The 25,882-nt window shown below is 71.5% G+C and carries 22 protein-coding genes; 16 read left to right on the top strand and 6 right to left on the bottom strand.

Annotation, left to right across the window (positions count from 1 at the left end):
* Window positions 1-60 precede the first annotated feature (60 nt).
* The 5 genes from J2S41_RS29920 (at window position 61) to J2S41_RS29900 (ending at window position 5,505) form a co-directional block, all read left to right on the top strand.
* Window positions 61-1,161 carry a mannose-1-phosphate guanylyltransferase gene (locus tag J2S41_RS29920; protein WP_310372653.1) on the top strand — a complete coding sequence of 367 codons (1,101 nt, stop codon included), beginning with the start codon at window positions 61-63 and terminating at the stop codon, window positions 1,159-1,161.
* Between the two features lie 69 nt (window positions 1,162-1,230).
* Complete coding sequence (locus J2S41_RS29915; RefSeq protein WP_310372651.1) at window positions 1,231-2,271, top strand: hypothetical protein; 1,041 nt, start codon at window positions 1,231-1,233, stop codon at window positions 2,269-2,271.
* Window positions 2,272-2,345: 74 nt separating this feature from the next.
* Window positions 2,346-2,720, top strand: a complete 375-nt coding sequence (locus J2S41_RS29910; protein WP_310376595.1) for a helix-turn-helix transcriptional regulator — start codon at window positions 2,346-2,348, stop codon at window positions 2,718-2,720.
* Window positions 2,721-2,725: 5 nt separating this feature from the next.
* The gene (locus J2S41_RS29905; protein ID WP_310372650.1) at window positions 2,726-3,133 is read left to right on the top strand and encodes a VOC family protein; all 408 of its coding nucleotides are present in this window, start codon (window positions 2,726-2,728) and stop codon (window positions 3,131-3,133) included.
* 20 nt (window positions 3,134-3,153) lie between these two features.
* Complete coding sequence (locus tag J2S41_RS29900; protein ID WP_310372649.1) at window positions 3,154-5,505, top strand: ATP-binding cassette domain-containing protein; 2,352 nt, start codon at window positions 3,154-3,156, stop codon at window positions 5,503-5,505.
* A 68-nt stretch (window positions 5,506-5,573) separates the two neighbouring features.
* Here J2S41_RS29900 and J2S41_RS29895 read toward each other — a convergent pair whose 3' ends face one another.
* Both J2S41_RS29895 and cofD read right to left on the bottom strand, forming a co-directional pair.
* Complete coding sequence (locus J2S41_RS29895; protein WP_310372647.1) at window positions 5,574-6,701, bottom strand: coenzyme F420-0:L-glutamate ligase; 1,128 nt, start codon at window positions 6,699-6,701, stop codon at window positions 5,574-5,576.
* 32 nt (window positions 6,702-6,733) lie between these two features.
* Complete coding sequence (gene cofD / locus J2S41_RS29890; RefSeq protein WP_310372645.1) at window positions 6,734-7,690, bottom strand: 2-phospho-L-lactate transferase; 957 nt, start codon at window positions 7,688-7,690, stop codon at window positions 6,734-6,736.
* A 116-nt stretch (window positions 7,691-7,806) separates the two neighbouring features.
* On the opposite strand from cofD, the gene J2S41_RS29885 reads away from it, so the two are divergent.
* From J2S41_RS29885 to J2S41_RS29875, 3 genes are all read left to right on the top strand, one after another.
* Window positions 7,807-8,721 (top strand): ABC transporter permease, encoded by a 915-nt coding sequence (locus J2S41_RS29885; RefSeq protein ID WP_310372643.1) that lies wholly within the window; start codon window positions 7,807-7,809, stop codon window positions 8,719-8,721.
* A gap of 96 nt (window positions 8,722-8,817) precedes the next feature.
* Window positions 8,818-11,340, top strand: coding sequence for a bifunctional FO biosynthesis protein CofGH (locus J2S41_RS29880; protein WP_310372641.1), 2,523 nt, complete (start codon window positions 8,818-8,820; stop codon window positions 11,338-11,340).
* Window positions 11,341-11,644: 304 nt separating this feature from the next.
* Complete coding sequence (locus J2S41_RS29875; protein ID WP_033339648.1) at window positions 11,645-11,902, top strand: WhiB family transcriptional regulator; 258 nt, start codon at window positions 11,645-11,647, stop codon at window positions 11,900-11,902.
* Window positions 11,903-11,974: 72 nt separating this feature from the next.
* Here J2S41_RS29875 and J2S41_RS29870 read toward each other — a convergent pair whose 3' ends face one another.
* Window positions 11,975-12,343, bottom strand: coding sequence for a metallopeptidase family protein (locus tag J2S41_RS29870; protein ID WP_306839767.1), 369 nt, complete (start codon window positions 12,341-12,343; stop codon window positions 11,975-11,977).
* A gap of 250 nt (window positions 12,344-12,593) precedes the next feature.
* Between J2S41_RS29870 and J2S41_RS29865 the strand changes: the two genes are divergently transcribed.
* A complete protein-coding gene (locus tag J2S41_RS29865) occupies window positions 12,594-12,968 on the top strand; it encodes a DUF3499 domain-containing protein (protein WP_306838402.1) in 375 nt (124 codons plus the stop codon).
* 236 nt (window positions 12,969-13,204) lie between these two features.
* Window positions 13,205-15,382 (top strand): immune inhibitor A domain-containing protein, encoded by a 2,178-nt coding sequence (locus tag J2S41_RS29860; RefSeq protein WP_310372636.1) that lies wholly within the window; start codon window positions 13,205-13,207, stop codon window positions 15,380-15,382.
* 60 nt (window positions 15,383-15,442) lie between these two features.
* On the opposite strand, the gene J2S41_RS29855 is transcribed toward J2S41_RS29860, so the two are convergent.
* The 3 genes from J2S41_RS29855 to J2S41_RS29845 all read right to left on the bottom strand — a co-directional run bounded on the left by J2S41_RS29855 (window position 15,443) and on the right by J2S41_RS29845 (window position 18,750).
* A complete protein-coding gene (locus J2S41_RS29855; protein ID WP_310372634.1) occupies window positions 15,443-16,795 on the bottom strand; it encodes an NAD(P)/FAD-dependent oxidoreductase in 1,353 nt (450 codons plus the stop codon).
* The gene (locus tag J2S41_RS29850) at window positions 16,795-18,141 is read right to left on the bottom strand and encodes an aspartate aminotransferase family protein (protein ID WP_310372632.1); all 1,347 of its coding nucleotides are present in this window, start codon (window positions 18,139-18,141) and stop codon (window positions 16,795-16,797) included. Before J2S41_RS29850 ends, J2S41_RS29855 begins: the two co-directional genes overlap by 1 nt.
* Before the next feature lie 123 nt (window positions 18,142-18,264).
* Window positions 18,265-18,750: an Lrp/AsnC family transcriptional regulator gene (locus J2S41_RS29845; protein ID WP_310372630.1), complete on the bottom strand. Its 486-nt coding sequence runs from the start codon at window positions 18,748-18,750 to the stop codon at window positions 18,265-18,267.
* A gap of 210 nt (window positions 18,751-18,960) precedes the next feature.
* On the opposite strand from J2S41_RS29845, the gene J2S41_RS29840 reads away from it, so the two are divergent.
* From J2S41_RS29840 to J2S41_RS29815, 6 genes are all read left to right on the top strand, one after another.
* Window positions 18,961-20,187 carry a polyamine ABC transporter substrate-binding protein gene (locus J2S41_RS29840; protein ID WP_310372629.1) on the top strand — a complete coding sequence of 409 codons (1,227 nt, stop codon included), beginning with the start codon at window positions 18,961-18,963 and terminating at the stop codon, window positions 20,185-20,187.
* 88 nt (window positions 20,188-20,275) lie between these two features.
* The gene (locus J2S41_RS29835; protein WP_310372628.1) at window positions 20,276-21,535 is read left to right on the top strand and encodes an ABC transporter substrate-binding protein; all 1,260 of its coding nucleotides are present in this window, start codon (window positions 20,276-20,278) and stop codon (window positions 21,533-21,535) included.
* A gap of 10 nt (window positions 21,536-21,545) precedes the next feature.
* Window positions 21,546-22,673 carry an ABC transporter ATP-binding protein gene (locus J2S41_RS29830; protein WP_310372627.1) on the top strand — a complete coding sequence of 376 codons (1,128 nt, stop codon included), beginning with the start codon at window positions 21,546-21,548 and terminating at the stop codon, window positions 22,671-22,673.
* Window positions 22,674-22,817: 144 nt separating this feature from the next.
* A complete protein-coding gene (locus tag J2S41_RS29825) occupies window positions 22,818-23,729 on the top strand; it encodes an ABC transporter permease (RefSeq protein WP_310372626.1) in 912 nt (303 codons plus the stop codon).
* A complete protein-coding gene (locus tag J2S41_RS29820; RefSeq protein ID WP_310372625.1) occupies window positions 23,726-24,499 on the top strand; it encodes an ABC transporter permease in 774 nt (257 codons plus the stop codon). Before J2S41_RS29825 ends, J2S41_RS29820 begins: the two co-directional genes overlap by 4 nt.
* A complete protein-coding gene (locus J2S41_RS29815) occupies window positions 24,496-25,881 on the top strand; it encodes an NAD(P)/FAD-dependent oxidoreductase (protein WP_310372623.1) in 1,386 nt (461 codons plus the stop codon). Before J2S41_RS29820 ends, J2S41_RS29815 begins: the two co-directional genes overlap by 4 nt.
* The last annotated feature ends 1 nt before the right edge of the window (window position 25,882 follow it).

Below are 25,882 nucleotides of genomic sequence, written 5' to 3'. Positions count from 1 at the left end.
TACCATCTGTATATGTGTGGCACGCTCGAGCACTCATCTTGACCGGGCATGATGGCGCCCATGTTCTACACCGTCATCCCGGCAGGCGGGAGCGGCACGCGCCTGTGGCCGCTGTCCCGCGCGGGTCACCCCAAGTTCCTCCACCCGCTGACCGGCACCGACGACTCGTTGCTGCAGGCCACCGTGGCCCGGCTGGAGCCGCTGGCCCCGGCGGAGCGGACGTTCGTGGTGACCGGCGTGTCGCATGCCGCCGCGGTGTCCCGGCAGCTGGCCGGTCTGCCCGAGTCCAACATCCTGGTCGAGCCGTCGCCGCGTGACTCGTGCGCCGCGATCGCGCTGGCCGCCGCCGTGATCGCGCGTCACGAGCCGGAGGCCGTGATGGGCTCGTTCGCGGCCGACCACCTGATCGCGGACGCCGAGGCGTACGTCGAGGTGCTCCGGTCCGCGATCGTGGGCGCCGAGTCCGGTCTGCTGATGACGGTCGGCATCACGCCGACCCACCCCGAGACCGGCTACGGCTACCTGCAGTGCGGCGGCGACATCGACGGCGGCCCGCTGATGCGCGTGGAGGAGTTCAAGGAGAAGCCGACCTTCGAGGTCGCGGAGTCGTACGTCTCGTCCGGCCGCTACCTGTGGAACGCCGGCATGTTCGTCTGGCGCGTCGACGTCTTCCTCGCCGAGCTGGCCCGGCAGCAGCCGCAGCTGGCGTCCGGCATCTCGCGCATCGCCGCCGCCTGGGAGACCCCGGAGCAGGAGGACGTGCTCGGCGAGGTGTGGCCGACGCTGCCGCGCATCTCCGTCGACTACGCGGTCATGGAGGGCGCCGCCGCGGCCGGCCAGGTCGCGACCGTCTCCGGCGACTTCGGGTGGAACGACGTCGGCGACTTCCACACGCTCGGCGAGGTGCTCACCACGGACCAGGCGGGCAACATGGTGCTCGGCGCGGACGCGTCGGGTGAGCGCCCCAAGGTGCTGATCAAGGACTCCAGCGACCTGGTCGTGGTGCCGCACTCCGGCCGCCTGGTGGCCGCGCTGGGCGTCCGCGACCTGATCGTGGTGGACACCGACGACGCGGTGCTGGTCTGCCCGCGCGACCGCGCCCAGGACGTCAAGCAGCTCGTCGACGAGCTCAAGCAGCGCGGCGAGCACGCGCTCGTCTGACTGGGCGATCAGGGCCGGAGTCTTCGCGATGAGATTCCGGCCCTGGTCAAGGCCTCCTACGCTGTGTCGGTGAACAGTGCGCGATTGCAATCCGTGGAGCTCGCCGTCGCGGGCAACGAAGCCAGCGACCTCCTGCCCGTACACTCCGAGGCCCTTCTCACCGCTCACGGCGCCCGCCGCGGCTTCTGGACCGTCCTGGACGAGGGCCCGATCGAGGAGTGCCTGGCGCTGCTGCTGGAGAGGGCCGACGACCCCGGCCACTGGTTCGCCCACCACCTGAGCGTGCTGCCCGGCCGGGAGGCGGGCCGCACCGAGGACGGCGAGGCGCTGGCGTACCGGGACGGCTGGGTCTACGCGATCGGCTCGCACTTCGGCTCCAAGGGCGGGCCGCTGCGGCCCCGGCGCGCGTTCTTCTCCCGGTTCCGCGAGGAGGACGCGGCGCGCGGCCCGGTGCCGATCCACATCGTCCGCAACCAGTTCCGGCTGCACCGCGTGCTCAACGACGCGCTGCGCGCGCACGGCATCGACACGGTCCCGCCCGGCGAGCGCTCGCAGGCCCGGTTCATCGTGGAGACCACCGACCGCGGCACCGCGCGCGGCAAGAGCTGGACGCACCGGCTGGCACCCGGCGACCACCCGGTCAACGTCGAGGCCGCCGCGTTCACGCCGGCCGGCACGCTGCTGATCGGCCTGCGCTTCCCGGTCACCACCGACGGCGAGCCGATCCTGCTGGAGATCGACGGCATCGAGGCGATGTTCGACGGCGACACGCGCACCTGGCCGCACGTGGTCGCCGCGCACGTGCTGACCGGCGTCACGCCGCCCGGCACGCTCACCGGGTTCCGCGCGATCACCGCGCGCCCGGACGGTACGTTCGACGCGGTCATCGGCTCGATCGACGCGCTGAACAAGGGCTCGATCCTGCTGGACGACCACCCGCACGGCGGCGGCGTCGAGTGCCGGCACGTGCGGTTCTCCCTTCCGGACACCGTGGGCACCGTGGTCGCGGAGCTGGCGCCGTTCCGCAACGTCGAGGGGCTTGCCGAGATCGACGGTCACCCGCACTACGTCACGGACGAGGACCACCGGATCGCGCTCTGGTTTCGCTGAGCTGTGGCATCATCGCGCAGGTGAGCACCCCGCACCTGCGCGATCTCAGGCTGTTGCGCCGCGTCCGCGACCGGATGGACCGGGAGTTCGCGCAGCCGCTCAACGTGGAGGCGCTGGCGCGGGACGTGAACATGTCGGCCGGGCACCTCAGCCGGCGGTTCAAGGCCGAGTACGGCGAGTCGCCGTACTCGTACCTGATGACGCGCCGGATCGAGCGTGCGATGGCCTTGCTGCGCCGCGGGGACCTCAGCGTCACCGACGTGTGCTTCGCGGTCGGCTGCTCCTCGCTCGGCACGTTCACCACCCGGTTCACCGAGCTGGTCGGCGTGCCGCCCGGCGTCTACCGGCGCTCGGCCGCGCGCACCGACCTTCCCTCGTGCGTGGCGAAGGCGGTCACCAGGCCGGTCAGGAATCGAGAAGCCCAGGTCACCGCGGCGCACCTAGGGTGACGGGCATGGACATCACCATCAGCGCCAGCTTCCTGCCGCAGGACGACCCGGAGGCCGCGCTCGCCTTCTACCGCGACCTGCTCGGCTTCGAGCTCCGCAACGACGTCGGGTACGGCGGGATGCGCTGGCTGACCGTCGGCCCGCCCGGACAGCCCGGCACGTCGATCGTGCTGCACCCGCCCGGCGTGGACCCGGGCATCACGGACGACGAGCGCCGCACCATCACGGAGATGATGGCGAAGGGTACGTACGCCGGTATCCTGCTGGCCACCAAGGACCTGGAGGGCGCGTTCGACCGGCTGCAGGCCGCGGACGCGGACATCGTGCAAGAGCCGACCGACCAGCCGTACGGGGTGCGCGACTGCGCGGTGCGCGACCCCGCCGGAAACCTCATCCGCATCCAGCAAGCCTGAGCTTCTCAGACGGGGGACCGATGCACGTCGCCGACAGCCACGACCTGATCCGGGTGCACGGCGCGCGGGAGAACAACCTCAAGGACGTCAGCGTCGAGCTGCCGAAACGACGTCTGACGGTGTTCACCGGCGTGTCCGGCTCGGGAAAGAGCTCGCTGGTCTTCGCCACCATCGCGGCCGAGTCGCAACGGATGATCAACGAGACGTACAGCGCGTTCGTGCAGGGCTTCATGCCCACGCTCTCCCGGCCGGACGTCGACGTGCTGGACGGGCTGACCACCGCGATCATCGTGGACCAGCAGCGGATGGGCGCGGACCCGCGCTCCACGGTCGGCACCGCCACCGACGCGAACGCGATGCTGCGCATCCTGTTCAGCCGGATCGGCAAGCCGTACATCGGCCCGCCCAGCGCGTTCTCGTTCAACACCGCGACGGTCAGCGGCAGCGGTGCGCTGACCGTCGAGCGCGGCGCGGCCACCAAGGCGCAGAAGGCGACGTTCTCCCGTACCGGCGGCATGTGCGTGCGCTGCGAGGGCCGCGGCGCGGTCAGCGACATCGACCTGAGCGCCCTGTTCGACGACACGAAGTCGCTCGGCGAGGGCGCGCTCACCATCCCCGGCTACAGCATGGAGGGGTGGTACGGCCGAATCTTCGCCGGCAGCGGCTACTTCGACATGGACAAGCCGATCAAGAAGTTCACCAAGAAGGAGATGCACGACCTCCTCTACCGCGAGCCGACGAAGATCAAGGTCGACGGCATCAACCTCACGTACAGCGGCCTGATCCCGTCGATCCAGAAGTCGTACCTGTCCAAGGACGTGGAGGCGATGCAGCCGCACATCCGCGCGTTCGTCGACCGCGCGGTCACGTTCCAGACCTGCCCCGAGTGCGGCGGCACCCGGCTCAGCGAGGGCGCGCGCGCCTGCAAGATCAAGGGGATCAGCATCGCGGACGCGTGCGCCATGCAGATCTCCGACCTGGCCGGCTGGGTCGCCGAGCTGGACGAGCCGTCCGTGGCACCGCTGCTGGCCACGCTGCGGCACACGCTCGACTCGTTCACCGAGATCGGCCTCGGCTACCTGTCGCTCGAACGGCCGGCCGGCACGCTCTCCGGCGGCGAGGCGCAGCGGGTCAAGATGATCCGGCACCTCGGCTCCTCGCTCACCGACGTCACCTACGTCTTCGACGAGCCCACCACCGGCCTGCACCCGCACGACATCCAGCGGATGAACAACCTGCTGCTCCGGCTGCGCGACAAGGGCAACACCGTGCTGGTCGTCGAGCACAAGCCGGAGACCATCGCGATCGCCGACCACGTCGTCGACCTCGGCCCCGGCGCCGGCACCAGCGGCGGCGAGGTCTGCTTCGAGGGTACGGTCGACGGCCTCCGGGCCAGCGGCACCGTCACCGGCCGGCACTTCGACGACCGGGCCTCGCTGAAGCCGTCCGTGCGTACCCCCGAGGGTTTCCTGGAGATCCGCGGCGCCGACCTGCACAACCTGCGCGGCGTCGACGTCGACGTGCCGCTCGGCGTGCTCGTCGTGGTCACCGGCGTGGCCGGCTCCGGCAAGAGCTCGCTCATCCACGGCTCGATCTCGCCGCGCGACGGCGTGGTCGCCATCGACCAGAGCGCCATCCGCGGCTCCCGGCGCAGCAACCCCGCCACGTACACCGGCCTGCTCGACCCGATCCGCAAGGCCTTCGCCAAGGCCAACGGCGTCAAACCGGCACTGTTCAGCGCGAACTCCGAGGGCGCCTGCCCCACCTGCAACGGCAACGGCGTCATCTTCACCGACCTCGGCATGATCGCCGGCGTGGCCAGCACCTGCGAGGACTGCGAGGGCAAGCGTTTCCAGGCGTCCGTGCTGGAGTACACGTTCGGCGGCCGGGACATCAGCGAGGTGCTGACCATGCCGGTCGCCGAGGCCCTTACCTTCTTCGGCGACGGCGACGCCCGCACCCCCGCCGCCCACGCCATCCTCGCCCGCCTCGCCGACGTCGGCCTCGGCTACCTCACCCTCGGCCAGCCCCTCACCACCCTCTCCGGCGGCGAACGCCAACGCCTCAAACTCGCCACCCACATGGGCGAGAAGGGCGGCGTGTACGTCCTGGACGAGCCCACCGCGGGCCTGCACCTGGCCGACGTGGAGCAGCTCCTGGGCCTGCTCGACCGCCTGGTCGACGCCGGCAAGTCCGTCATCGTCATCGAACACCACCAGGCGGTGATGGCCCACGCCGACTGGATCATCGACCTCGGCCCCGGCGCCGGACACGACGGCGGCGAGATCGTCTTCGAGGGCACACCCGCGGAACTCGTCAAGGCCCGCGCCACCCTCACCGGCCAACACCTCGCCGACTACGTCAGCCCCTGACCGCCGACTGCGCGACCCGACGCCGACCACACACGCAGCTGTCGCTGGCGGTACGAGACGGGGGCGGCTCAGGCCAGGCCGACCGCGAGGAGGATCGGGGGCACGTCGGTGAGGACGGCGGAGGCCAGGCCCTCGGCGGCGAGGGAGGCGCGGAGGCGGTGGATGTCGGCGCCGAAGCGGATCAGCGCGGCCGGGGAGGGGGCCGGCGGTGGGGTGCAGATGATGAGGTCGGTGGTGGCGGTGGGGAGGTCGACGCCGGGGGGCGGGGTCTCCCGTACCGTCGCGGGGTTCTTCTCGTGGGTGAAGAGGGTGCCGGGTGCGGCGGCCGGGAGGGCGTGGGCGATCGCCCGGACCACGGCGGCGGTGTCCTCCTCGTCGGGGAGGGACGGGGGGCGGAACAGCGGGGCCGGCGGCAGCTCCGCGGCCGAGCGCAGGCCGGCGGCGTGGGCCTCGGCGGTGCCGAGCGAGAACATGTCGGACGCGCCGTCCCGCACCATGATCTGGGCGCCGGGGCCGTCGTCGCCGGCCGGTGGCAGGGGATAGCCGCGGACCACGGCGACCGGGACGCCGTCGGCCTTGCCCTTCACCAGGTCGGCGGCGGCGGCCAACTCGTCGGCGACGGCGATCTGGGTGACGTGGAGTTCGTTGCCGTACGAGTCGGTGCGGCCGCGGTGGTCGTCGATGGGGGACAGGCCGGCGGCGCCGAGCGCGACGTCGGTGAGGCCGTTGCGCCAGGGGCGGCCCATGGTGTCGGAGATGATCACGGCGAGGTCGCGGCCGGTGTGGGCGTGGAGGGCGGCGCGCAGCGCGCGGGCGGACGCGTCCGGGTCGGTGGGGAGCAGGACCAGGCGGCCGGGCTCGACGTTCGACGCGTCGATGCCGGCGTTGGCCATGACGAAGCCGTGGTGGGTCTGGACGATCGTGGTCCGGCCGCGGGTGGCGACCACGCGGGCGGTCTCGGCGCGCAGCACCTCGGCCTTGGCGGCGTCGTGGGCCGGGCCCTCCTCGGCGGGTACGGGGACCAGGCGGCCCTCGGACTTCGACACGATCTTGGAGGTGACGACCAGCACGTCGCCGTCCTGGAGCCAGGGTGCCGCCTCCGCGATGGTGGCGGCCAGGTCGTCGCCGGGGCCGATCTCGCCGATGCCGGTGACGGGCAGGACCAGCAGGTCGGTCACGGCGCTCTCTCCGCTCATGCCAGGAAAACGATCAAGTGAGGTGCCGGGTTTCACGCGGCCAGCGCGAGCGCGGCGGAGACGATGGCGGCGGTCGCGGTCTCGTCCGTCATCCACAGCGGCGCGGACGCCACCCGCACGCCGGGGATCTCCAGGCCGGCGTCCGCGGTGTCGACCAGCCAGCCGTCCAGCAGGCCGCCGTCCGCGCGCGGGCCGTAGAGCGCGCCGACGCCGGCGGCGCTGCACTCGACGCCGATGGTGGCCAGGCACTTGTCGGCCATGCCGCGCACCGGCGAGCCGCCGATGATGCCGGAGACGCCGACGACCGGCGCGCTCGCGGACGCCAGCGCGTCGCGCAGGCCGGGCACGGCCAGGATCGGGGCGATGCTCACCACCGGGTTGCTGGGCGCGATCAGGATCACGTCGGCCGCGGCGATCGCGTCCAGCACGCCGGGCGCGGGCTTCGCCGCGTCCGCGCCGACGAACACGAACCGATGCGTGGGTACGTTGCCGCGGTGCCGGACCCACCACTCCTGGAAGTGGATCGCGCGCTGGCCCTCGCCGGGCAGGTCCACGACCACGTGCGTCTCCAGCCGGTCGTCGGTGGCCGGGATCAGCCGGACGCCCGGGTTCCACCGGGTGCAGAGCGCCTCGGTGACCCGGGAGAGCGGATACCCGGCGTCGAGCATGGTGGTGCGGACCAGGTGGGTGGCGATGTCCTTGTCGCCGAGGCCGAACCAGGTGGGCTCCGCGCCGTACGCCTTCAGTTCGCCGCTGACCGTCCACGTCTCGCCGGCCTGGCCCCAGCCGCGCTCCGCGTCGTGCGCGCCGCCCAGCGTGTACATGACGCTGTCCAGGTCCGGGGAGATGCGCAGACCGTGCATGCGGGTGTCGTCCGCGACGTTCACCACCGCCGTGACGTCGCCGTCCGGCAGGGTGCGCGCGTGGGCCCGCACGCCCTGGAGGAAACGGGCACCGCCGATGCCGCCGGCCAAGACCGTAATCCGCATGCCCCAATCCTTACTCATCGCACCGGCCGCCGGTCGCGGCGGTCCGGGGGCGGACGCTAGGCTGCGCGGGACAACCGCGCCGACACAACGACGCACATGACTTCCCAGGGGGAGCCGTGACCACCCAACCCGACCCGGCACCGGCCGAGAAGAAGCCGGCCCGCGAGCTGGTCGAGCCGCTCCGCGAGATCGCGGCGCTCGTCCTGCTCGGCGCGAACGCGGTCTTCCTGTTCGTCGCGTTCCTCGCGATGCTGGTGCAGTTCGGCGCCGGTGACGCCACCTTCACCGGCCGCGCCGGGCAGGCCTTCGACGGCTTCATCAGCCTCACCACGATCGCGTTCCCGCTGATCGCGGTGCTGCTGGCGGTGTTCGTCACGCCGGCCGTGTCCCGGGCGAAGCTGATCGTCACGGTCGCGCTGGCGGAGTACGCGGTGTCCGCGTTCTTCGGGCTGCTGTTCGGCCTGCTGGTGGGCGTGGTGAGCCTGGCCGTCGACTCGCCGCTGAACGCGTTCTCCCAGCTGCTGACGCGCCTGGCCTGGGCCGCCGTGCTCGGCCTGGTCGCGTACGGCGTGTGGACGATCTACCAGGCGCACTACTACACGCCGCGGCCGAAGCCGGCGCCGCCGATGCCGGGCATGTACGGGCATCCCGGCCAGCCGTACCCGGGGCAGCAGGGGCCGTACCCGGGGCAGCCCTACCCGGGACAGCCGTACCCGGGGCAGCAGCCGTACCCGGGTCAGGCTCCGCAGCCGGGGCAGCCGCCGCAGTACGGTTTCCCGCCGCAGCAGCAGTACGGCGCGCCCTACGGCGACCCGCAGAACTTCGGGGCGGACCAGACGGCCGCGTACCCGGTGCAGCCGCCCGCCGGCTCACCGGTCGCGCAGCAGCAGCCGTACTACCCGGCGCCCCAGTCGGGACCGCCCGCGCCGCAGTCCGCACCGCCGGTCCCGCCGGCCGTCCCGCAGGAGCCGCGGTACGACGCGCCGCAGAGCGCGCCGCCGGCACCGCCGCGGGATTCGGACGGTCGGTAACTCATTTATTCCGCCGAACCGAATACGGGCCGTGTGATCACAATTACCGGTGGGCGTACCCCCGGTGACGGGTGATCCACGGCCTAGTCTTTCGGAATGGCCGAGACAGCATTCGGGGACACGCAGCCGACCGAGGCGAGCATCCGGCGCGCGCTGCGCCGCGCGGCCGAGGGCAAGGCGCTCGACGCGGACGAGGCGACCACGCTGCTCGCCGCGCGCGGCGAGCAGCTCGACGAACTGCTGACGATCGCCGGCGCCATCCGCGACGCGGGCCTGCGCGAGGCCGGCCGCCCGGGCGTGGTGACGTTCTCGAAGAAGGTCTTCATCCCGCTGACCCGGCTCTGCCGGGACCGCTGCCACTACTGCACGTTCGCCACCGTGCCGCACAAGCTGGCCGCGCCGTTCCTGGACCGGGACGAGGTGCTGGCGATCGCGCGCGAGGGCGCGGCCCAGGGCTGCAAGGAGGCGCTGTTCACGCTCGGCGACGCGCCCGAGGACCGGTGGGACGCGGCCCGGCAGTGGCTGGACGAGCGCGGCTACGACTCCACGCTGGACTACGTGCGCGCCTGCGCGGTGGCGGTGCTGGAGGAGACCGGCCTGCTGCCGCACCTGAACCCGGGCGTGATGTCCTGGGCCGACCTGACGCGGCTGAAGCCGGTGGCGCCGAGCATGGGCATGATGCTGGAGACCACGGCCACCCGCCTGTGGTCGGAGAAGGGCGGCCCGCACTTCGGCTCGCCGGACAAGGAGCCGGCGGTACGGTTGCGCGTGCTCGACGACGCGGGCCGGGTGGGCGTGCCGTTCACCACCGGCATCCTGATCGGCATCGGTGAGACGCGCGCGGAGCGGGTGGAGTCGCTGTTCGCGATCCGCCGGACGCAGCGCGAGTACCACCACATCCAGGAAGTGATCATTCAGAACTTCCGCGCGAAGCCGGACACCGCGATGCGTGGCATGCCGGACGCGGAGCTGCACGAGTTGGCCGCCACGATCGCGGTCGGCCGCATCCTGTTCGGCCCGGCGATGCGCATCCAGGCCCCGCCGAACCTGATCGACGACGAGTTCGCGCTGCTGCTGCGCGCCGGCATCGACGACTGGGGCGGCGTGTCCCCGGTGACGCCGGACCACGTGAACCCGGAGCGCCCCTGGCCGCAGATCGACGAGCTGGCCCGGCGCAGCGCCGAGGCCGGGTTCACGCTGCGCGAGCGGCTGACCGTGTACCCGGACTACGTGGTGCGCGGCGAGCCGTGGATCGACCCGCGGGTGCGCGGGCACGTGGCGGCGCTGGCCGACGCCGCGACCGGGCTGGCGGACGAGTCGGCGATGCCGGTGGGCCGTCCGTGGCAGGAGCCGGAGGACGCGTTCGTGCCGGGCGGCCGCGTCGACCTGCACGTCTCCATTGATCAGGAGGGCCGCACCGAGGATCGGCGCGGCGACTTCGACGAGGTGTACGGCGACTGGGGCGACGTGGCCGCGCACGCCGCGCGTACGTCCGCCGGGACGCGGGAGAAGCTGCCGACCGACGTGCTCGCCGGCCTGAGGCTGGCCGCCGAGGACCCCGGCGCGCTGCTGCGCGAGGAGCACACGGACGCGGCGATGGCGCTGTTCAACGCGGACGGCAGCGCGCTGGACGAGCTGGCCCGGATCGCGGACGACCTGCGACGGGACGCGGCCGGCGACGACGTCACGTACATCGTGAACCGGAACATCAACTTCACCAACGTCTGCTACGTGGGCTGCCGGTTCTGCGCGTTCGCCCAGCGGGAGCGGGACGCGGACGCGTTCCGGCTCTCCGTGGAGCAGGTCGCGGACCGGGCCGAGGAGGCGTGGCGGCTCGGCGCCACCGAGGTGTGCATGCAGGGCGGCATCGACCCGAAGATGCCGGTCAGCGCGTACGCGGAGATCGTCCGCGCGGTGAAGCGCCGGGTGCCGGAGATGCACGTGCACGCGTACTCGCCGATGGAGATCGTGACCGCGGCCGCGAAGGCGGGCGTCTCCGTGCGCGAGTGGCTGACCGAGCTGAAGGAGGCCGGCCTGGACACGATCCCGGGCACGGCCGCGGAGATCCTGGACGACGACGTGCGCTGGGTGCTGACCAAGGGCAAGCTGCCCGCGTCCGCCTGGATCGACGTGGTCACCACCGCGCACGAGGTGGGCATCCGGTCCAGCAGCACCATGATGTACGGCCACGTCGACCACCCGCGGCAGTGGTTGCAGCACTTCCGGGTGCTGGCCGGCATCCAGGACCGGACCGGCGGCTTCACCGAGTTCGTGGCGCTGCCGTTCGTGCACACCAACGCGCCGATCTACCTGGCCGGCATCGCGAAGGCCGGCCCGACGTGGCGGGAGAACCGCGTGGTGCACGCCATGGCCCGGGTGCTGCTGCACGGGCGGATCTCCAACATCCAGTGCTCCTGGGTGAAGCTGGGCGACGAGGGTACGGTCGCGATGCTCAACGGCGGCTGCAACGACCTCGGCGGCACGCTGATGGAGGAGACGATCTCCCGGATGGCCGGGTCGGATCACGGCTCCGCGCGTACCGTGGCGCAGCTGCACGAGATCGCCGCGAAGGCCGGTCGTCCGGCGCGTCAGCGGACCACCGCGTACGGCCGCGTCTGAGCTTTTTCCCGCGCGACGCGCCGATCGGGCGTTACCCCGGCCGGGTCTGAATCGATAGGGCAGGTTACGGGACCACGCACGGTGGCGCTCCGGGAAAGTGACCCTATTTATCAGGTTCGGCTTGACGACGCACGCATAACACGCGTGTAATTTCGATGGGGTTGTGCGAACGGAAGGCCATACTTGCCGCGATTCGGACACTTGCTGTCAGATGGCGAGACGACGTGTGGTACGTACGTAGCTGGACACGCTTCCGCGTGGGGGATCAGCCGGCGACGCCGCCGGCTACGAAGGAGGCACGTTGATGGACGGCCAAGTGGAAGTGGCCGACCTGCTCGGGGATGCGCCGGAGTGGCAGGAGCGGGCGCTCTGCTCGCAGACCGACCCGGAGGCGTTCTTCCCCGAGAAGGGGGGATCGACGCGGGAGGCGAAGCGCATCTGCGGCCGGTGCGAGGTCAAGGGCGAGTGCTTGGAGTACGCGCTCGGTCACGACGAGCGGTTCGGCATCTGGGGCGGGCTCTCCGAGCGGGAGCGCCGCAAGCTCAAGCGCCGCGCGGCCTGATCCGCCGTGGTCCGGTGTCCACAGGCGACGGTGTCGGCCGGGCGAGTCCGGCCGGGGGGCGTCTCGTAGCGGTTACGAGGAGAGCTCGTCCGGGTCGACACCCAGCAGGTTCGCCACCTGCTCGATGATCACGTCGTGCACCAGGTCCGCCAGGTCCTCGCGGTCCATCGCGCGGAACTCCAGCGGGCGGCGGTAGAGCACGATCCGCGGCGGGACCTCCTGCCGGCCGGGGCGGCCGGGCAGCAGCCTGGCCAGCGGCACCTCGCCGTCCTCCAGCACGTCGCTGTCGTAGACGTTCAGGTCCGGCGGCACGTCCTCGACCGCGAACTCGACGCCGGCCAGTTCTTTCGCGTATCGCCGCTCCAGGCTCTCGACCGTGTCCAGCACCAGGTCGTCGAAGATCTCCGCCTTCGTCCGGGCCAGTGGCACGGTCGCGGGCACCAGCCGGCCGCGCAGCCCTCGCCCGTGGCGGTCGCGGCGCGGGCGACGGCCGGGGCCGGAGCTGATCGGGCCCCCGTTGGCAGGGCTGGTCCGCTCGGTCACGGCTCCCAGGGTAGTCCCGCCGGAGCCGTGCGCGACGCGGGCCGGTACCGCGCGTTGCCGCGTGTCGCCGAATCGTGATCATCGCCCGGTCGGCGTGTCGCGTTCGCGCGCGCGGGCGCGGAGCGGGTAAGAGAGATAACGTTCTGCCGTGAGGTCACCACGGCGTTGCTCCCGGAACGGCTGCCCCCGGCAGGCCGTCGCGACGCTGACGTATGTCTACACCGAGTCGACCGCGGTCGTCGGGCCGCTCTCCGCGTTCGCCGAGCCTCACACCTACGACCTGTGCGAGCCGCACGCCCGCAGCCTGACCGCGCCGCGGGGCTGGGAACTGGTGCGGCACGAGGGCGAGTTCACACCGCCGCCGCCGACCACGGACGATCTGGTCGCGCTCGCCGAGGCGGTGCGCGAGGCGGCCCGGCCGGTGCAGCCGCGCCCGGAGGACTACGAGCAGAAGCCGGCGCCGGGGCAGCCCGGGCCGCAGACCGGCCGCCGCGGTCACCTGCGCGTCATCCCGCCCGCCTGATCCATCGCCCGGCGTCTCTCACGGCCACGCCGCCGTTCGTACTGCCCAATTTGCCCTTTTTGGGTTTTCGTTCGGATCGTGTTATCCGGGATTTCCCTTGAAGCCTCCTGTGGAGAGGTCACGGCCCCGCCTTCGGCGTAACGTCACGTCCGGTCCGGCGATAGACGCATTTGCCAAGCTCAGATCGATGTGCATGTGCGGCCGGGCCGAACGAGAACCCCTCCGAAGGGAGATTCATGGCACGCAGCCATGTTGTCCGGGGAGCGGCGGCGACGATCCTGGCGCTGCCGTTCGTGGCGTTGATACCGGCGCTGCCCGCGTCGGCCGAGCCCGGCGGGACGATCGAGCCCCAAGCCAGCGACATGCGAGCGCTGGATCAGGAGAAGGCGAAGAGCTACAAGCTCGACGCCGGCCCCTCGACCAAGGCGCGGAAGAGCGCGGCGGCCACCGCGGCCGCCGGCACGCCCGCGGTCGGCACGGTCCGTCAGTGGCTGGCCCTCGACGACGCGCAGGGCCGGTACTACCTGAAGGACTACACGCTCCGTGGCGTGGGCGACAAGATCGAGGTGTGGGTCGCGAACGACACCGCCTACCCCGAGGGCGACTGCCGTAACCCCACCGGCGCCACCGTGGTCACCGACCAGCAGGTCAACGACCTGGTCGTCGAGTTCGACACGAACATGTTCCCGAAGGAGACGGCGGCGTTCAGCACGCCTCCGGACCGCGACGGTACGAACGCGACGATCGACGGCGACTTCACCGGCGACGGCGACAAGACCGTCACGCTGGTGGACAACGTGCGGGACGACAACTTCTACGACTTCCCGGCCGCGAGTACGTACATCGCCGGCTTCTTCTCCACGGCGATCAACAACTACACCGACCGCAACGTCATGACGATCGACGCGTTCGACTGGGCGCACCGCACCGGTGCCAACCCGCCGAACGAGGTGACCGACGACCCGTGCACCAGCCGGCCGGCGCGCCCGCGGGCGTACGAGGGCACGTTCGCCCACGAGTGGCAGCACCTGCTGCTGTCCTACGTGGACCCGGACGAGTTGACCTGGGTGGACGAGGGCCTGGCCGACTACGCGCAGTACCTCGTCGGCTACTCGAACACGGCCGCCACGGTGTACGAGCCGGGCCAGGACGTCCACCTGGTCTGCTTCCAGGGCTTCGGCCCGGTGCAGACCGACTACAACAACCCCCGGGACTGCGGTGGCCCGGAGAACTCGCTGAACCTCTGGGGTGAGAGCCCCAACCCGGCCGCGGTGCTCGCCGACTACGGCAACGCGTACGAGTTCATGCAGTTCCTCCACGACCGGTACGGTGCGGACTTCCTGACCGCGCTGCACCGCGACGCCGACCTCCAGGGCCTCGCCAGCGTCGCCGCGCTCGCGAAGAAGGAGGGCGTCAAGGACGTCCACGATCTGATCCACGACTACCAGTCGATGGTGCTGCTGGACAAGGTCGTCGGCGGCCGCTGGGGCGTCTCGCTGGGTGTCCCGAAGAACCGGGTCACCTCCGCGAGCCTCAACTCCACGGTCAACCTCGCCAACCCGGCCTCCTACGCCACGCCCGGCGCCGCACCCAACGGTGCCGACTACGTGCTGCTCCAGGACCGCAACGGCAAGGCGCTCAAGGGCAGGGATCTCCGCTCGGTGCAGTTCTCCGGCGCGAAGACGCTGCCCACCGAGCCGCTGGAGTGGACCGTCGTCACCGACGACCCGGACCGGTCGGGCAACCCGGTGCTGTTCTCCGGCAACGCGAACAACACCGACGCCGCCGCGATCTTCGAGACCACCGTGCCGGCGGCCGACCCGACGCTGAGCTTCCTCGCGAAGTACGGCGCCGAGATCGACTACGACTACGGGTACGTCTCCGTGTCGACGGACGGCGGCAAGACCTACACGGTCATCCCCGGTGACAAGACGGTCGACGCCCCGCTCGGGCCCGGCCTGAACGGTCACACCGACGGGTTCCAGCCGCACAGCTACGACCTGTCGGCGTACGCGGGCCAGACCGTTCTGATCAACATTCGGTACGTCTCCGACGGCGGCGTCAACGAGGGCGGCCTGCTCGTCGACGACGTCACCGTGGGCGGCACGCTGATCAGCGACGGCTCCAGCCTCGACCCGTTCGACTCGCCGTCCGAGGTCTCCCCGACCCCGGTCGCCAACTGGAACGTCAAGCTGATCGGCATCGACGAGAAGCTCGGCGTCTCCTGGCAGTTCGAGTACGACGGCAAGAACTCGCTCAAGCTCGGCCAGCTCTCCACGCTGCTGCTCGCCGCCTTCCCGAAGGTGGTCGCGGTCGTGGCGTACGACGAGCCCACCGAGCAGATCCAGCAGTACGCGCCGTACACGCTCACCGTGAACGGCGTGCTCCAGCCGGGCGGCGCTCCGCTGCCCTGACGCACCACCCGAGGGGCCCCGGACCGCGCGAGCGGCCCGGGGCCTTTCGCATGCGGCCGGTCAGTGGCCGAGCAGGCGGTTGACCAGGCCGGCGCGGCGGGAGGGACGCCCGGAGCGGGACTCGGCGGCGTCGGCGGTGGCCATCAGCGTGAGGCCGGCGTTGATGCCGAGCCAGCGCAGCGGCTCCGGCTCCCAGCGCGGGGACCGGTGGCCGACCCAGGGCAGGCGGGTCAGCGGCGAGTCCACGCCGCGGATCAGGTCGGCGAGCGTGCGGCCGGCCAGGTTGCTGCTGCCGACGCCGTCGCCGACGTAGCCGCCGGCCCACCCGAGACCGCGGTCGAGGCCGACCGAGGCGTGCCAGTCGCGGGTCACGCCCAGCGGGCCGCCCCAGGCGTGCGTGACGCCCCGATCGCCGGGGAGCGCGGGGAAGAGGTCGCGGAGCGTGGCCGTGAGCGCGGCGAACACGCGCGGGTCGCGGTCGAACGCGGGCGAGACCCGCGAGCCGGCGTGGTACGGCGCGCCGCGCCCGCCGAACGCCAGCCGGTCGTCCGCGGTGCGCTGGCCGTAGATGATCAGGTGCCGGTAGTCGCTGAACGTCTCGCGCGCGGCCAGCCCGGTCGCGGCCCAGAACGACTCCGGCAGCGGCGCCGTGGCGACCATCAGCGAGTAGATCGGCGCCACCGCGCGCCGCCCGCGCGGCAGCGTGGCCGTGTAGCCCTCGGTGGCGCGCACCACCACGTCCGCGCGCACCCGGCCGTGCGGCGTGACCGCGGCGCCGGCCGCCAGCGCGGTGACCGGCGTCCGCTCGTGGATCGTGACGCCGAGCCGCTCCGCCGCGCGCGCCAGGCCGCGCACCAGCCGGGCCGGGTGGATCGCGGCGCAGTGCGGCGTCCAGGTGCCGCCGAGCACGCCGGCGGCGGCGCACCGGGCGGAGGCCTCGGCCGCGTCCAGCGGCTCCAGGTCGAAGCCGAAGTCGGCGGCCTCCGCCACGGCGGCGCGGGCGCGGGCGAGTTGGGCGGGCGTGCGCGCGAGCGTGAGGCTGCCGCCCTTGCGGAAGTGGCAGTCGATGCCCTCCGCCCCGGCGACCCGGCCGACCTCGTCGACCGTGTCCTCCAGCGCGCGCTGCATGGCGATCGCGGCGTCCCGGCCGTGCCGCCGCGCGATGGCGGTGGTGGAGGCGGGGAAGTACGCGGAGCACCAGCCGCCGTTGCGCCCGGACGCGCCGTACCCGGCGATCTCCTTCTCCAGCACCGTGATCCGCAGCGACGGGTCCGCCTTCGCCAGGTAGTACGCGGTCCAGAGGCCGGTGTAGCCGGCGCCGGCGATCACGACGTCCGCGTCGCGATCGCCGGGCAGCGGCGGCCGGGGCGTCAGATCGTCGCCGGCCGTGGCCATCCAGAGCGAGACGTCCATCAGATGCGGGCGTACGCCTCGGTGAGCACCGACCGCAGGATGCGCTCCATCTCGTCGAACTCGGCCTGTCCCGCGGTCAGCGGCGGCGCGAGCTGGACGACCGGGTCGCCACGGTCGTCCGCGCGGCAGTAGAGCCCGGCCTCGAACAGCGCGTCGGACAGGAACCCGCGCAGCAGCCGCTCCGACTCGGCGTCGTCGAACGTCTCCCGGGTGGTCTTGTCCTTGACCAGCTCGATGCCGTAGAAGTAGCCGTCGCCGCGCACGTCGCCGACGATCGGCAGGTCGTGCAGCTTCTCCAGCGTCGCGCGGAACGCGCCCTCGTTCGCCCGCACGTGCCCGTTGAGGTCCTCGCGGGCGATCAGATCCAGGTTGGCGAGCGCGACCGCGGACGAGACCGGGTGCCCGCCGAACGTGATGCCGTGCAGGAACGCCACGCCGTCGCGCAGGAACGGCTCGATCAGCCGGTCGCTGGCGATGGTGGCGCCGAGCGGCGAGTACCCGGAGGTGAGCGCCTTGGCGGTGGTGATGATGTCGGGCTGGTAGCCGTAGCGCAGCGCGCCGAACCAGTCGCCGAGCCGGCCCCAGGCGCAGATCACCTCGTCCGAGACGAGCAGCACGTCGTACCGGTCGCAGATCTCCCGGACCCGCTGGAAGTAGCCGGGCGGCGGCGGGAAGCAGCCGCCCGCGTTCTGCACCGGCTCCAGGAAGACCGCGGCGACCGTGTCCGCGCCCTCGCGCTCGATCGCGCGCGCGATCTCGTCCGCGGCCCAGACGCCGAAGGCCTCCGGGTCGTCGCCGTGCACCGGCGCGCGGTAGATGTTCGTGTTCGCGGTCTTGACGCCGCCAGTGACCAGCGGCTCGAAGTCCGCCTTGATCGCGGGCAGGCCGGTGATGGAGAGCGCGCCCATCGTGGTGCCGTGGTACGCGAGGTAACGGCTGATCACCTTGTGCTTGCCCGGCCGGCCGGTCTTCCGGAAGTACGCCCGGGCCAGCTTCCACGCGGTCTCCACGGCCTCGGAGCCGCCGGTGGTGAAGAACACGCGGTTGAGGTCGCCGGGGGTGAGCGAGGCTATCCGCTCGGACAGCTCGATCGCGGTCGGGTGTGCGACGCCCCAGATCGGGAAGTAGGCCAGCTCGGCCGCCTGCTTGGCGGCGGCCTCGGCCAGCTCGGTGCGGCCGTGCCCGGCGTTGACCGTGAACAGGCCGGCGATCCCGTCGAGGTAGCGGCGGCCCTTGTCGTCCCACACGTACGAGCCCTCGCCGCGCACGATGGTCGGCACCTCGCCGTCGCGGAAGCTGGACATCCGGGTGAAGTGCATCCAGAGATGGTCGGTCGGCTTGGCCATGATCAGCCCCATCGGAATCGTCGTCGCGGTCCTTACGGTTATCGCACAGCGATTCCGAGAGTGGCAAGAGCCTGACGCGACGGAAACCGTGGCGTGTGGCGCGATCTACTACGGTTTCCGCAGCTATGCCGTGCCCCAGGTGTACGTCTGCTTCCGTAGTTTGAGGTAGACGAACGCCTCGGTGGAGACCACACCCCGCACCGCCCGGATCCGCTGGAGGATGTCGAGCAGATGGTCGTCGTTGCGGCAGACCACCTCCGTGAGCAGCTCGAACGACCCCGCGGTGATGACCACGTAGTTGATCTCGTCGAGCTCGGCCAGCCGGTCCGCGATCGCTTCGAGATCGCCGGTGGTACGGACGCCGATCATGGCCTGCCGAGGGAATCCCAGCTGGAGCGGGTCGGTCACCGCCACGATCTGCATCACGCCCGCGTCGAGCAGGCGCTGCACCCGCTGCCGGACCGCCGCCTCGGAGAGGCCGACCGCCTTGCCGATCGCCGCGTACGGCCGCCGCCCGTCCTCCTGTAGCTGCTCGATGATCTGTTTGGCGACGTCGTCGAGCAACGGATGGCCCGCGCCTTCGCGGATGGTGATGCGGCCGTGGGCCATGCGGAAGCCTCCCTGCTAACTGTTACGACCGAGGGTCTGCGGTATTTCGTCGCGCATCGACGATCGTGCAACGGAATCCCTTGTGGCAGTAGATCTTGCGTGCCACGATCTGTCGTCTAACCTAGTCCCGGCCCACACACCAGCTCCGGCCGGCGGCATTCCCCCGTATTCTCCCGCTCGCCGGCCGACCCCTTTACGTAGGAGCCGTGAATGCGCAAGTCACCCCGTGCACCGCTGTCACCGGAGGCGTCTGCGGTGATCTCCGCCTTCTCGCTCTCCCGGCGCACGCTGATGCGGGGCGCGCTCGGCTCGTCCGCGCTCGCGGCCACCGGTGGCGCGCTGGCCGCGTGCGGCACGAAGGGGCAGACGCAGACCGCGGAGACCTGCGTCAGCGAGGACCGGTCCGGCACCGAGAAGACGCTGGTCTTCTCGAACTGGCCGCTCTACGTCGACGTGGATGCCGACGACGAGTCGAAGCGCCCGACGCTGGAGGCGTTCACCGCCAGGAGCGGCATCGCGGTCACGTACAACGAGGACATCAACGACAACAACGAGTTCTTCGGCAAGGTGCAGAATCAGCTCGCCGGATGCCAGCCGACCGACCGCGACATCATCGTGCTCACCGACTGGATGTCGGCGCGGCTGATCCGGCTCGGCTGGGTGCAGAAGCTGGACAGGGCGAAGATCCCGGCGGTGGAGAAGAACCTGCTCTCCTCGCTGCGGAACCGGTCGTTCGACCCGGCGAACGAGTACGCGATCCCGTGGCAGGCCGGCCTCACCGGCCTGGCCTACAACGGCAACGTCACCGGCGAGGTGCGTACCGTCGACGAGCTGCTGACCCGCGCGGACCTGAAGGGCCGGGTGACCGCGCTCGCCGAGATGCGCGACACGATGGGCCTGCTGCTGCAGTCCAACGGGCACGACCCGGCGAACTTCACCGCGGCGCAGTTCGACGACGCGCTCGCCAAGCTGCAGAAGGCGGTGGACTCCGGCCAGATCCGCCGGTTCACCGGCAACGACTACGCCACCGAGCTCGCCAAGGGCGACATCGCGGCGGCCATCGGCTGGTCCGGCGACGTCATCCAGCTCGCCTTCGAGGACGAGAAGGTGCGGTTCGTCATTCCGGAGTCGGGCTGCATCCTCTACGCGGACAACATGCACGTGCCGAACAAGGCGGCGCACAAGGCGAACGCCGAGGCGCTGATCGACTACTACTACGACCCGGTGGTGGCGGCCGAGGTCGCGGCGTACGTGAATTACATCTGCCCGGTCGAGGGCGCGAGCGCGGAGGCGGAGAAGCTCGATCCGGAGCTGGCGTCGAATCCGCTCATCTTCCCGGACGAGACCGTCACGTCGAAGGCGAAGGTCTTCATGGCGCTCGACGAGGCGACGGAGAAGACGTACGAGCAGAAGTTTCAAGCCGTTATCGGGGCGTAACAACCGATCCGCCTCCCGCGGGCTAGGGTGACGCGGCCATGCCCCATCAGTGGGAATCCCGTCCACATGCAACACCCGCGGAGGCGCAATGAGACGGTCCCTGACCCCAGAGGCCCGCGAGGTACTGCGGACCGTGAACGGCGGGGGCGGGGTGCGCACCCATCGCGCGCCCCGCACCGCGTCCCGGCGCGGACTGCTGCTCGGCGCCGCCGGACTCGGCGTCCTGGCGGCCGGCGGCGGCACGATCGCGGCGCTGCGGTCCCGCGATACCGCCGCACCCACGTTCACCTGCCTGGCCCGGGACGTGTCGGAGACCGAGAAGACGCTCGTCTTCAACAACTGGCCGCTCTACATCGACCTGACCGAGGACGAGCGGAGCCGGCCGACGCTGGAGGCGTTCCAGGAGCGCTCCGGCATCGCGGTCACGTACAAGGAGGAGATCAACGACAACGTCGAGTTCATGGCCGGGCTGACGCCGAAGCTGGCCGCCTGCGCGCCGTCCGACGACATCGTGGTGCTCACCGACTGGGCCTCCGCGCAGCTCATCCGCGACGGGTACGCGCAGCGGCTGGACCTGGCCCGGCTGAAGAACGTGGAGGCGAACCTGCTGCCGAACCTGCGCATCCGCTCCTGGGACCGCGACCGCCGGTACGCCGTGCCGTGGCAGTCCGGCCTCTCCGGGATCGCCTACCACGGCGGCGAGGTCCGCCCGGTCCGTACCGTCGAGGAACTGCTCACCCGCTCCGACCTCAAGGGCCGCGTGACGCTGCTGTCGGACATGCGGGACACGATCGGCCTGATCATGCAGTCGCTCGGCTACAACGCGAGCGACTTCTCCGAGAGCCACTTCGAGGAGGCGATCGAGGTGCTGGACAGCGCGGTCGAGGCCGGCCAGATCGTCGCGTTCACCGGCAACGAGTACGCGGAGGACCTGGGCAACGGCGACGTGGCGGCCTGCATGGCGTGGTCCGGCGACGTGGTGCAGCTCCAGTTCGACAACGACGCGATCCAGTTCGTGGCGCCGGAGACCGGCTCGATGCTGTTCTCCGACAACATGCAGGTCCCGGTCACGTCGGCGCACCTCGACAACGCGTTGAACCTGATGAACTACTACTACGAACCCGCGGTCGCGGCCGAGGTGGCCGCCTACGTGAACTACATCTGCCCGGTCGCCGGCGCGCAGGCGGAGATGGAGAAGATCGACCCGGACCTGGCCGCGAACCCGCTGATCTTCCCGGACCCGGACACGCTGGCGACCACCCGTATCTTCATGGCGCTGGAACCGGACGAGGAGGCGCGGTACCGCGCGCGCTGGGACCAGGTCGTGGCGAAGGTCAGCGACAAGTGACGGAGCGAGAATGAGTGTTGACGGCGAGGGTCTGCGCCTGACGAGCGTGACCAAGCGGTTCGGGATGTTCACCGCGGTGGACGACCTGACGCTGACCATCCCGCAGGGCGCGTTCTTCGCGCTGCTCGGCGCGTCCGGCTGCGGCAAGACCACCACGCTGCGGATGGTGGCCGGCCTGGAGGAGCCCACCGGCGGACAGGTCACGCTCGGCGGCAAGGACATCACCCGGCTCCGGCCGTACCAGCGGCCCGTCAACACCGTGTTCCAGAGCTATGCGCTGTTCCCGCACCTGACCATCGCCGAGAACGTCGCGTTCGGCCTGCGGCGCAAGGGCGTGCGGAACGTCAGGCCGCAGGTCGAGCAGATGCTGTCGCTGGTCGAGCTGGCCGGCTTCGGCGCCCGCCGCCCGGCTCAGCTCTCCGGCGGGCAGCAGCAGCGGGTCGCGCTGGCCCGCGCACTGATCAACCACCCGCAGGTGCTGCTGCTCGACGAGCCGCTCGGCGCGCTGGACCTGAAGCTGCGCCGCCAGATGCAGATCGAGCTCAAGCGCATCCAGACCGAGGTCGGCATCACGTTCGTGCACGTCACGCACGACCAGGAGGAGGCCATGACGATGGCCGACACGGTCGCGGTGATGAACGCGGGGCGGATCGAGCAGCTCGGCGCGCCGACCGAGATCTACGAGTTCCCGGCCACGCCGTTCGTGGCCAACTTCCTCGGCCAGTCCAACCTGCTGGCCGCGACCGGCGGCGGGCGCAGCGGGGACGACCTGCTGGTCACCGCGCACGGCGCGCGGTTCACCGTCCCGGCCGCGCGGTCGCGTGCCACCGGCGACGAGGTCTACCTGGGGGTACGGCCGGAGAAGATGCACCTCTTCGCCACCGCGGACCAGGTGCCGGGCGGCCTGCAGCACGTCACCGGCACGGTCACCGACTCCTCCTACGTGGGCGTCAGCACGCAGTACCTGGTGCGGACCGCCTGGGACACGGAGCTGTCGGTGTTCGCGCCGAACATCGGCGTCGACGGGCCGCTGCGGCCGGGTACCGACGTCACGGTCGCCTGGAACCCGGCGCACGCGTTCCTGCTCGACCGCGCACACGGCGCGGGCGACGCGACGCAGGCGCTGGTGGCGGCATGAGCGAGCTTGCGAGCGAATCATCGGCTCAGTGCGTCCCACCGCGAAACCGCAGCGGAGAGGGTGAGTCAGCATGAGCGAGCTTGCGAGCGAATCATCGGCTCAGTGCGTCCCACCGCGAAACCGCAGCGAAGAGGGTGAGTCAGCATGAGCGTCGCGGCGATCGGGGCCGGGGTGGGGGCGAACACGCCGCCGGCCCCGCCGCGCTCGGGGCGGCGCCGGCGGTGGCTGCCGTACCTGCTGATGCTTCCGGCCGGGCTGTGGCTGCTGGTCTTCTTCGTGATCCCGCTGGTGCAGCTCGGCGCGACCAGCCTCTACGACCCGAGCGGGTCGCTGACCACCGGGTACGCGATGACCTGGTCGTTCGGCAACTACCCGGCCGCGCTGGAGGCGTACCGGTGGCATTTCCTGCGGTCGATCGGCTACGCGGCCGCGGCCACCGCGATCTGCCTGCTGCTCGGCTACCCGCTGGCGTACGCGATCGCGCACCGCGCCGGTCGCTGGCGGAACCTGATGCTGGTCGGGGTGATCGCGCCGTTCTTCACCAGCTTCCTGGTCCGCACGCTGGCCTGGAAGACGATCCTGTCGGACAACGGCGCGGTGGTCGAGGTGCTGCGCGCGGTGCACCTGCTCGGTGCGGACGGCCGGCTGCTGGCCACGCCGACCGCGGTGATCATGGGGTTGGTCTACAACTTCCTGCCGTTCATGGTGCTGCCGCTCTACGCGAACCTGGAGCGGCTGGACCGTCGCGTGCTGGAGGCCGCGAGCGATCTCTACGCCGGCCCGGTCAGCACGTTCTTCCGGGTCACGCTGCCGCTCAGCATGCCCGGCGTGGTGGCCGGCACGCTGCTGACGTTCATCCCGGCGACCGGCGACTACATCAACGCGGAACTGCTCGGCACGCCCCGGCAGTACATGATCGGCAACGTGATCGACTCGGCGTTCCTGGTGCGGCTGGACTACCCGCAGGCCGCCGCGCTGTCGTTCATCCTGATGGCCGCGATCCTGGCGATCGTGCTCGTCTACGTGCGCCGATCCGGCACGGAGGAGGTGCTGTGAGGCGCAACTGGGTCCTCGCCGTCGGCCTGCTGGTCCTGCTCTACCTGTTCCTGCCGATCTTCGTGGTGGCCGCGCTGTCGTTCAACGAGCCGAGCAGCCGGCTGTCCTACGACTTCCACCGGTTCACGCTGGACAACTGGGCCAACCCGTGCGGCCCGGGCGACATGTGCGACGCGGTCGGCCGCAGCGTCCAGATCGCGCTGCTGGCCACGCTGATCGCCACGGTGCTCGGCACGCTGATGGCGTTCGCGCTGGCCCGGCACCGGTTCCGCGGCCGGTCCGCGACCAACCTGCTGATCTTCATGCCGATGGCCACGCCCGAGGTGGTGATGGGCTCGTCGCTGCTGGCGCTGTTCGTGGCCGGTGGCGTCCCGCTCGGCTTCTGGACCGTGGTGATCGCGCACGTGATGTTCTGCGTGTCGTTCGTCGTGGTGACGGTGAAGGCGCGGCTGGCCGGATTGGACCCGGCGCTGGAGGAGGCCGCGATGGACCTCTACGCCGGCGAGTGGCAGACGTTCCGCCGGATCACGCTGCCGCTGGTCGCGCCCGGTATCGTGGCCGCCGCGCTGCTGTCGTTCTCGCTCTCCTTCGACGACTTCATCATCACGAACTTCAACTCCGGCACCACGGTCACGTTCCCGATGTACGTGTGGGGCGCCGCGCAGCGCGGCATCCCGCCGCAGGTCAACGTGATCGGGACGGCGATGTTCCTGATCGCGGTGATCGTCGTGGTGGCCGGGGAGATCATCAACCGGCGCCGGCGGTCATGAGGACGCTGCGCGACGCGGCGCCGATCCCGTACTGGCTGGACCGGCCGGAACGCCCGGACCCGCTGCCGCCGCTGTCCGGCGTCCGGACCGCGGACCTGGCGATCGTCGGCGGCGGGTACGCCGGACTGTGGGCCGCGCTGCTGGCCAAGCAGGACGACCCGGCGCGCGACGTGGTGGTGCTGGAGGCGGGCACCTGCGGCTGGGCCGCGTCCGGGCGCAACGGCGGGTTCTGCGCCACCAGCCTCACCGGCGGCCTGGCCAACGGGCGCGCCCGGTTCCCGGACGACCTGGTCACGCTGGAACGGCTCGGCACCGAGAACCTGGACGCGATCGAGGCGACGGTGGCGCGGCACGGCATCGACTGCGACTTCGTGCGCTCCGGGGAGCTGAAGGTCGCGACCGAGGCGTACCAGGTGACGCAGCTCGCCGAGAGCGCGGTGCTGGCCATGGCGTACGGCCGCACTGTCCGCCTGCTCGACTCCGCCGCGGTCCGCGCCGAGCTGGACTCGCCGACCTATCTCTACGCCGCCTGGGACCGGCGCGGCACCGCGCTGGTGGACCCGGCCCGGCTGGCCTGGGGCCTGCGCCGCGTCTGCCTGGAGCAGGGCGTCCGCATCCACGAGCACACCCGGGTCACCGGCCTGTCCGACGAGGGCGCGGCGGTCCGGCTGACCACCCCGCACGGCGCGGTCCGGGCCGGCCGGGCGATCCTCGCCACCAACGCGTTCCCGCCGCTGCTGCGCCGCCTGCGGCACTTCGTCGCCCCGGTCTACGACTACGCGCTGATGACCGAGCCGCTCACCGCGCCGCAGCTCGCCTCGATCGGCTGGCGGCGGCGGCAGGGCGTCTCCGGCCTGGGTAACCGGTTCCACTACTACCGGATCACGCGGGACCACCGAATCCTGTTCGGCGGGTACGACCCGATCTTCCACGCCGGCGGCCGGACGGCGCCCGTGCTGGCCCAGCGCCGGGCCTCGTTCGAGACGCTCGCCCGGCGCTTCGCCGTCACGTTCCCGCAGCTCGCGGACGTGCGGTTCAGCCACCGGTGGGGTGGTGCGGTCGACACCTGCACCCGCTTCTTCGCGTTCCACGGCACCGCGTACGGCGGCAAGGTGGCCTACGCCGCGGGCTTCACCGGGCTCGGCGTCTCCGCCACCCGGTTCGCCGCGCGGGTCAGTCTCGACCTGCTCAGCGGCCGGCGCACCGAGCTGACCGAGCTGGCCACGGTGCGCCGGAAGCCGGTGCCGTTCCCGCCGGAGCCGGCGCGGACGCTGGCGATCACGCTCACCCGCCGGTCGCTGGCCCGCGCGGACGACCACGAGGGGCGGCCGGACCTGTGGCTGCGCACCGTGCGCCGACTGGGGATGGGCATCCGGCGGTAAG

The sequence above is a fragment of the Catenuloplanes atrovinosus genome (assembly GCF_031458235.1).
Classification (GTDB): Bacteria; Actinomycetota; Actinomycetes; order Mycobacteriales; family Micromonosporaceae; genus Catenuloplanes; species Catenuloplanes atrovinosus.
This window is presented reverse-complemented; position numbering and strand designations above follow the sequence as displayed.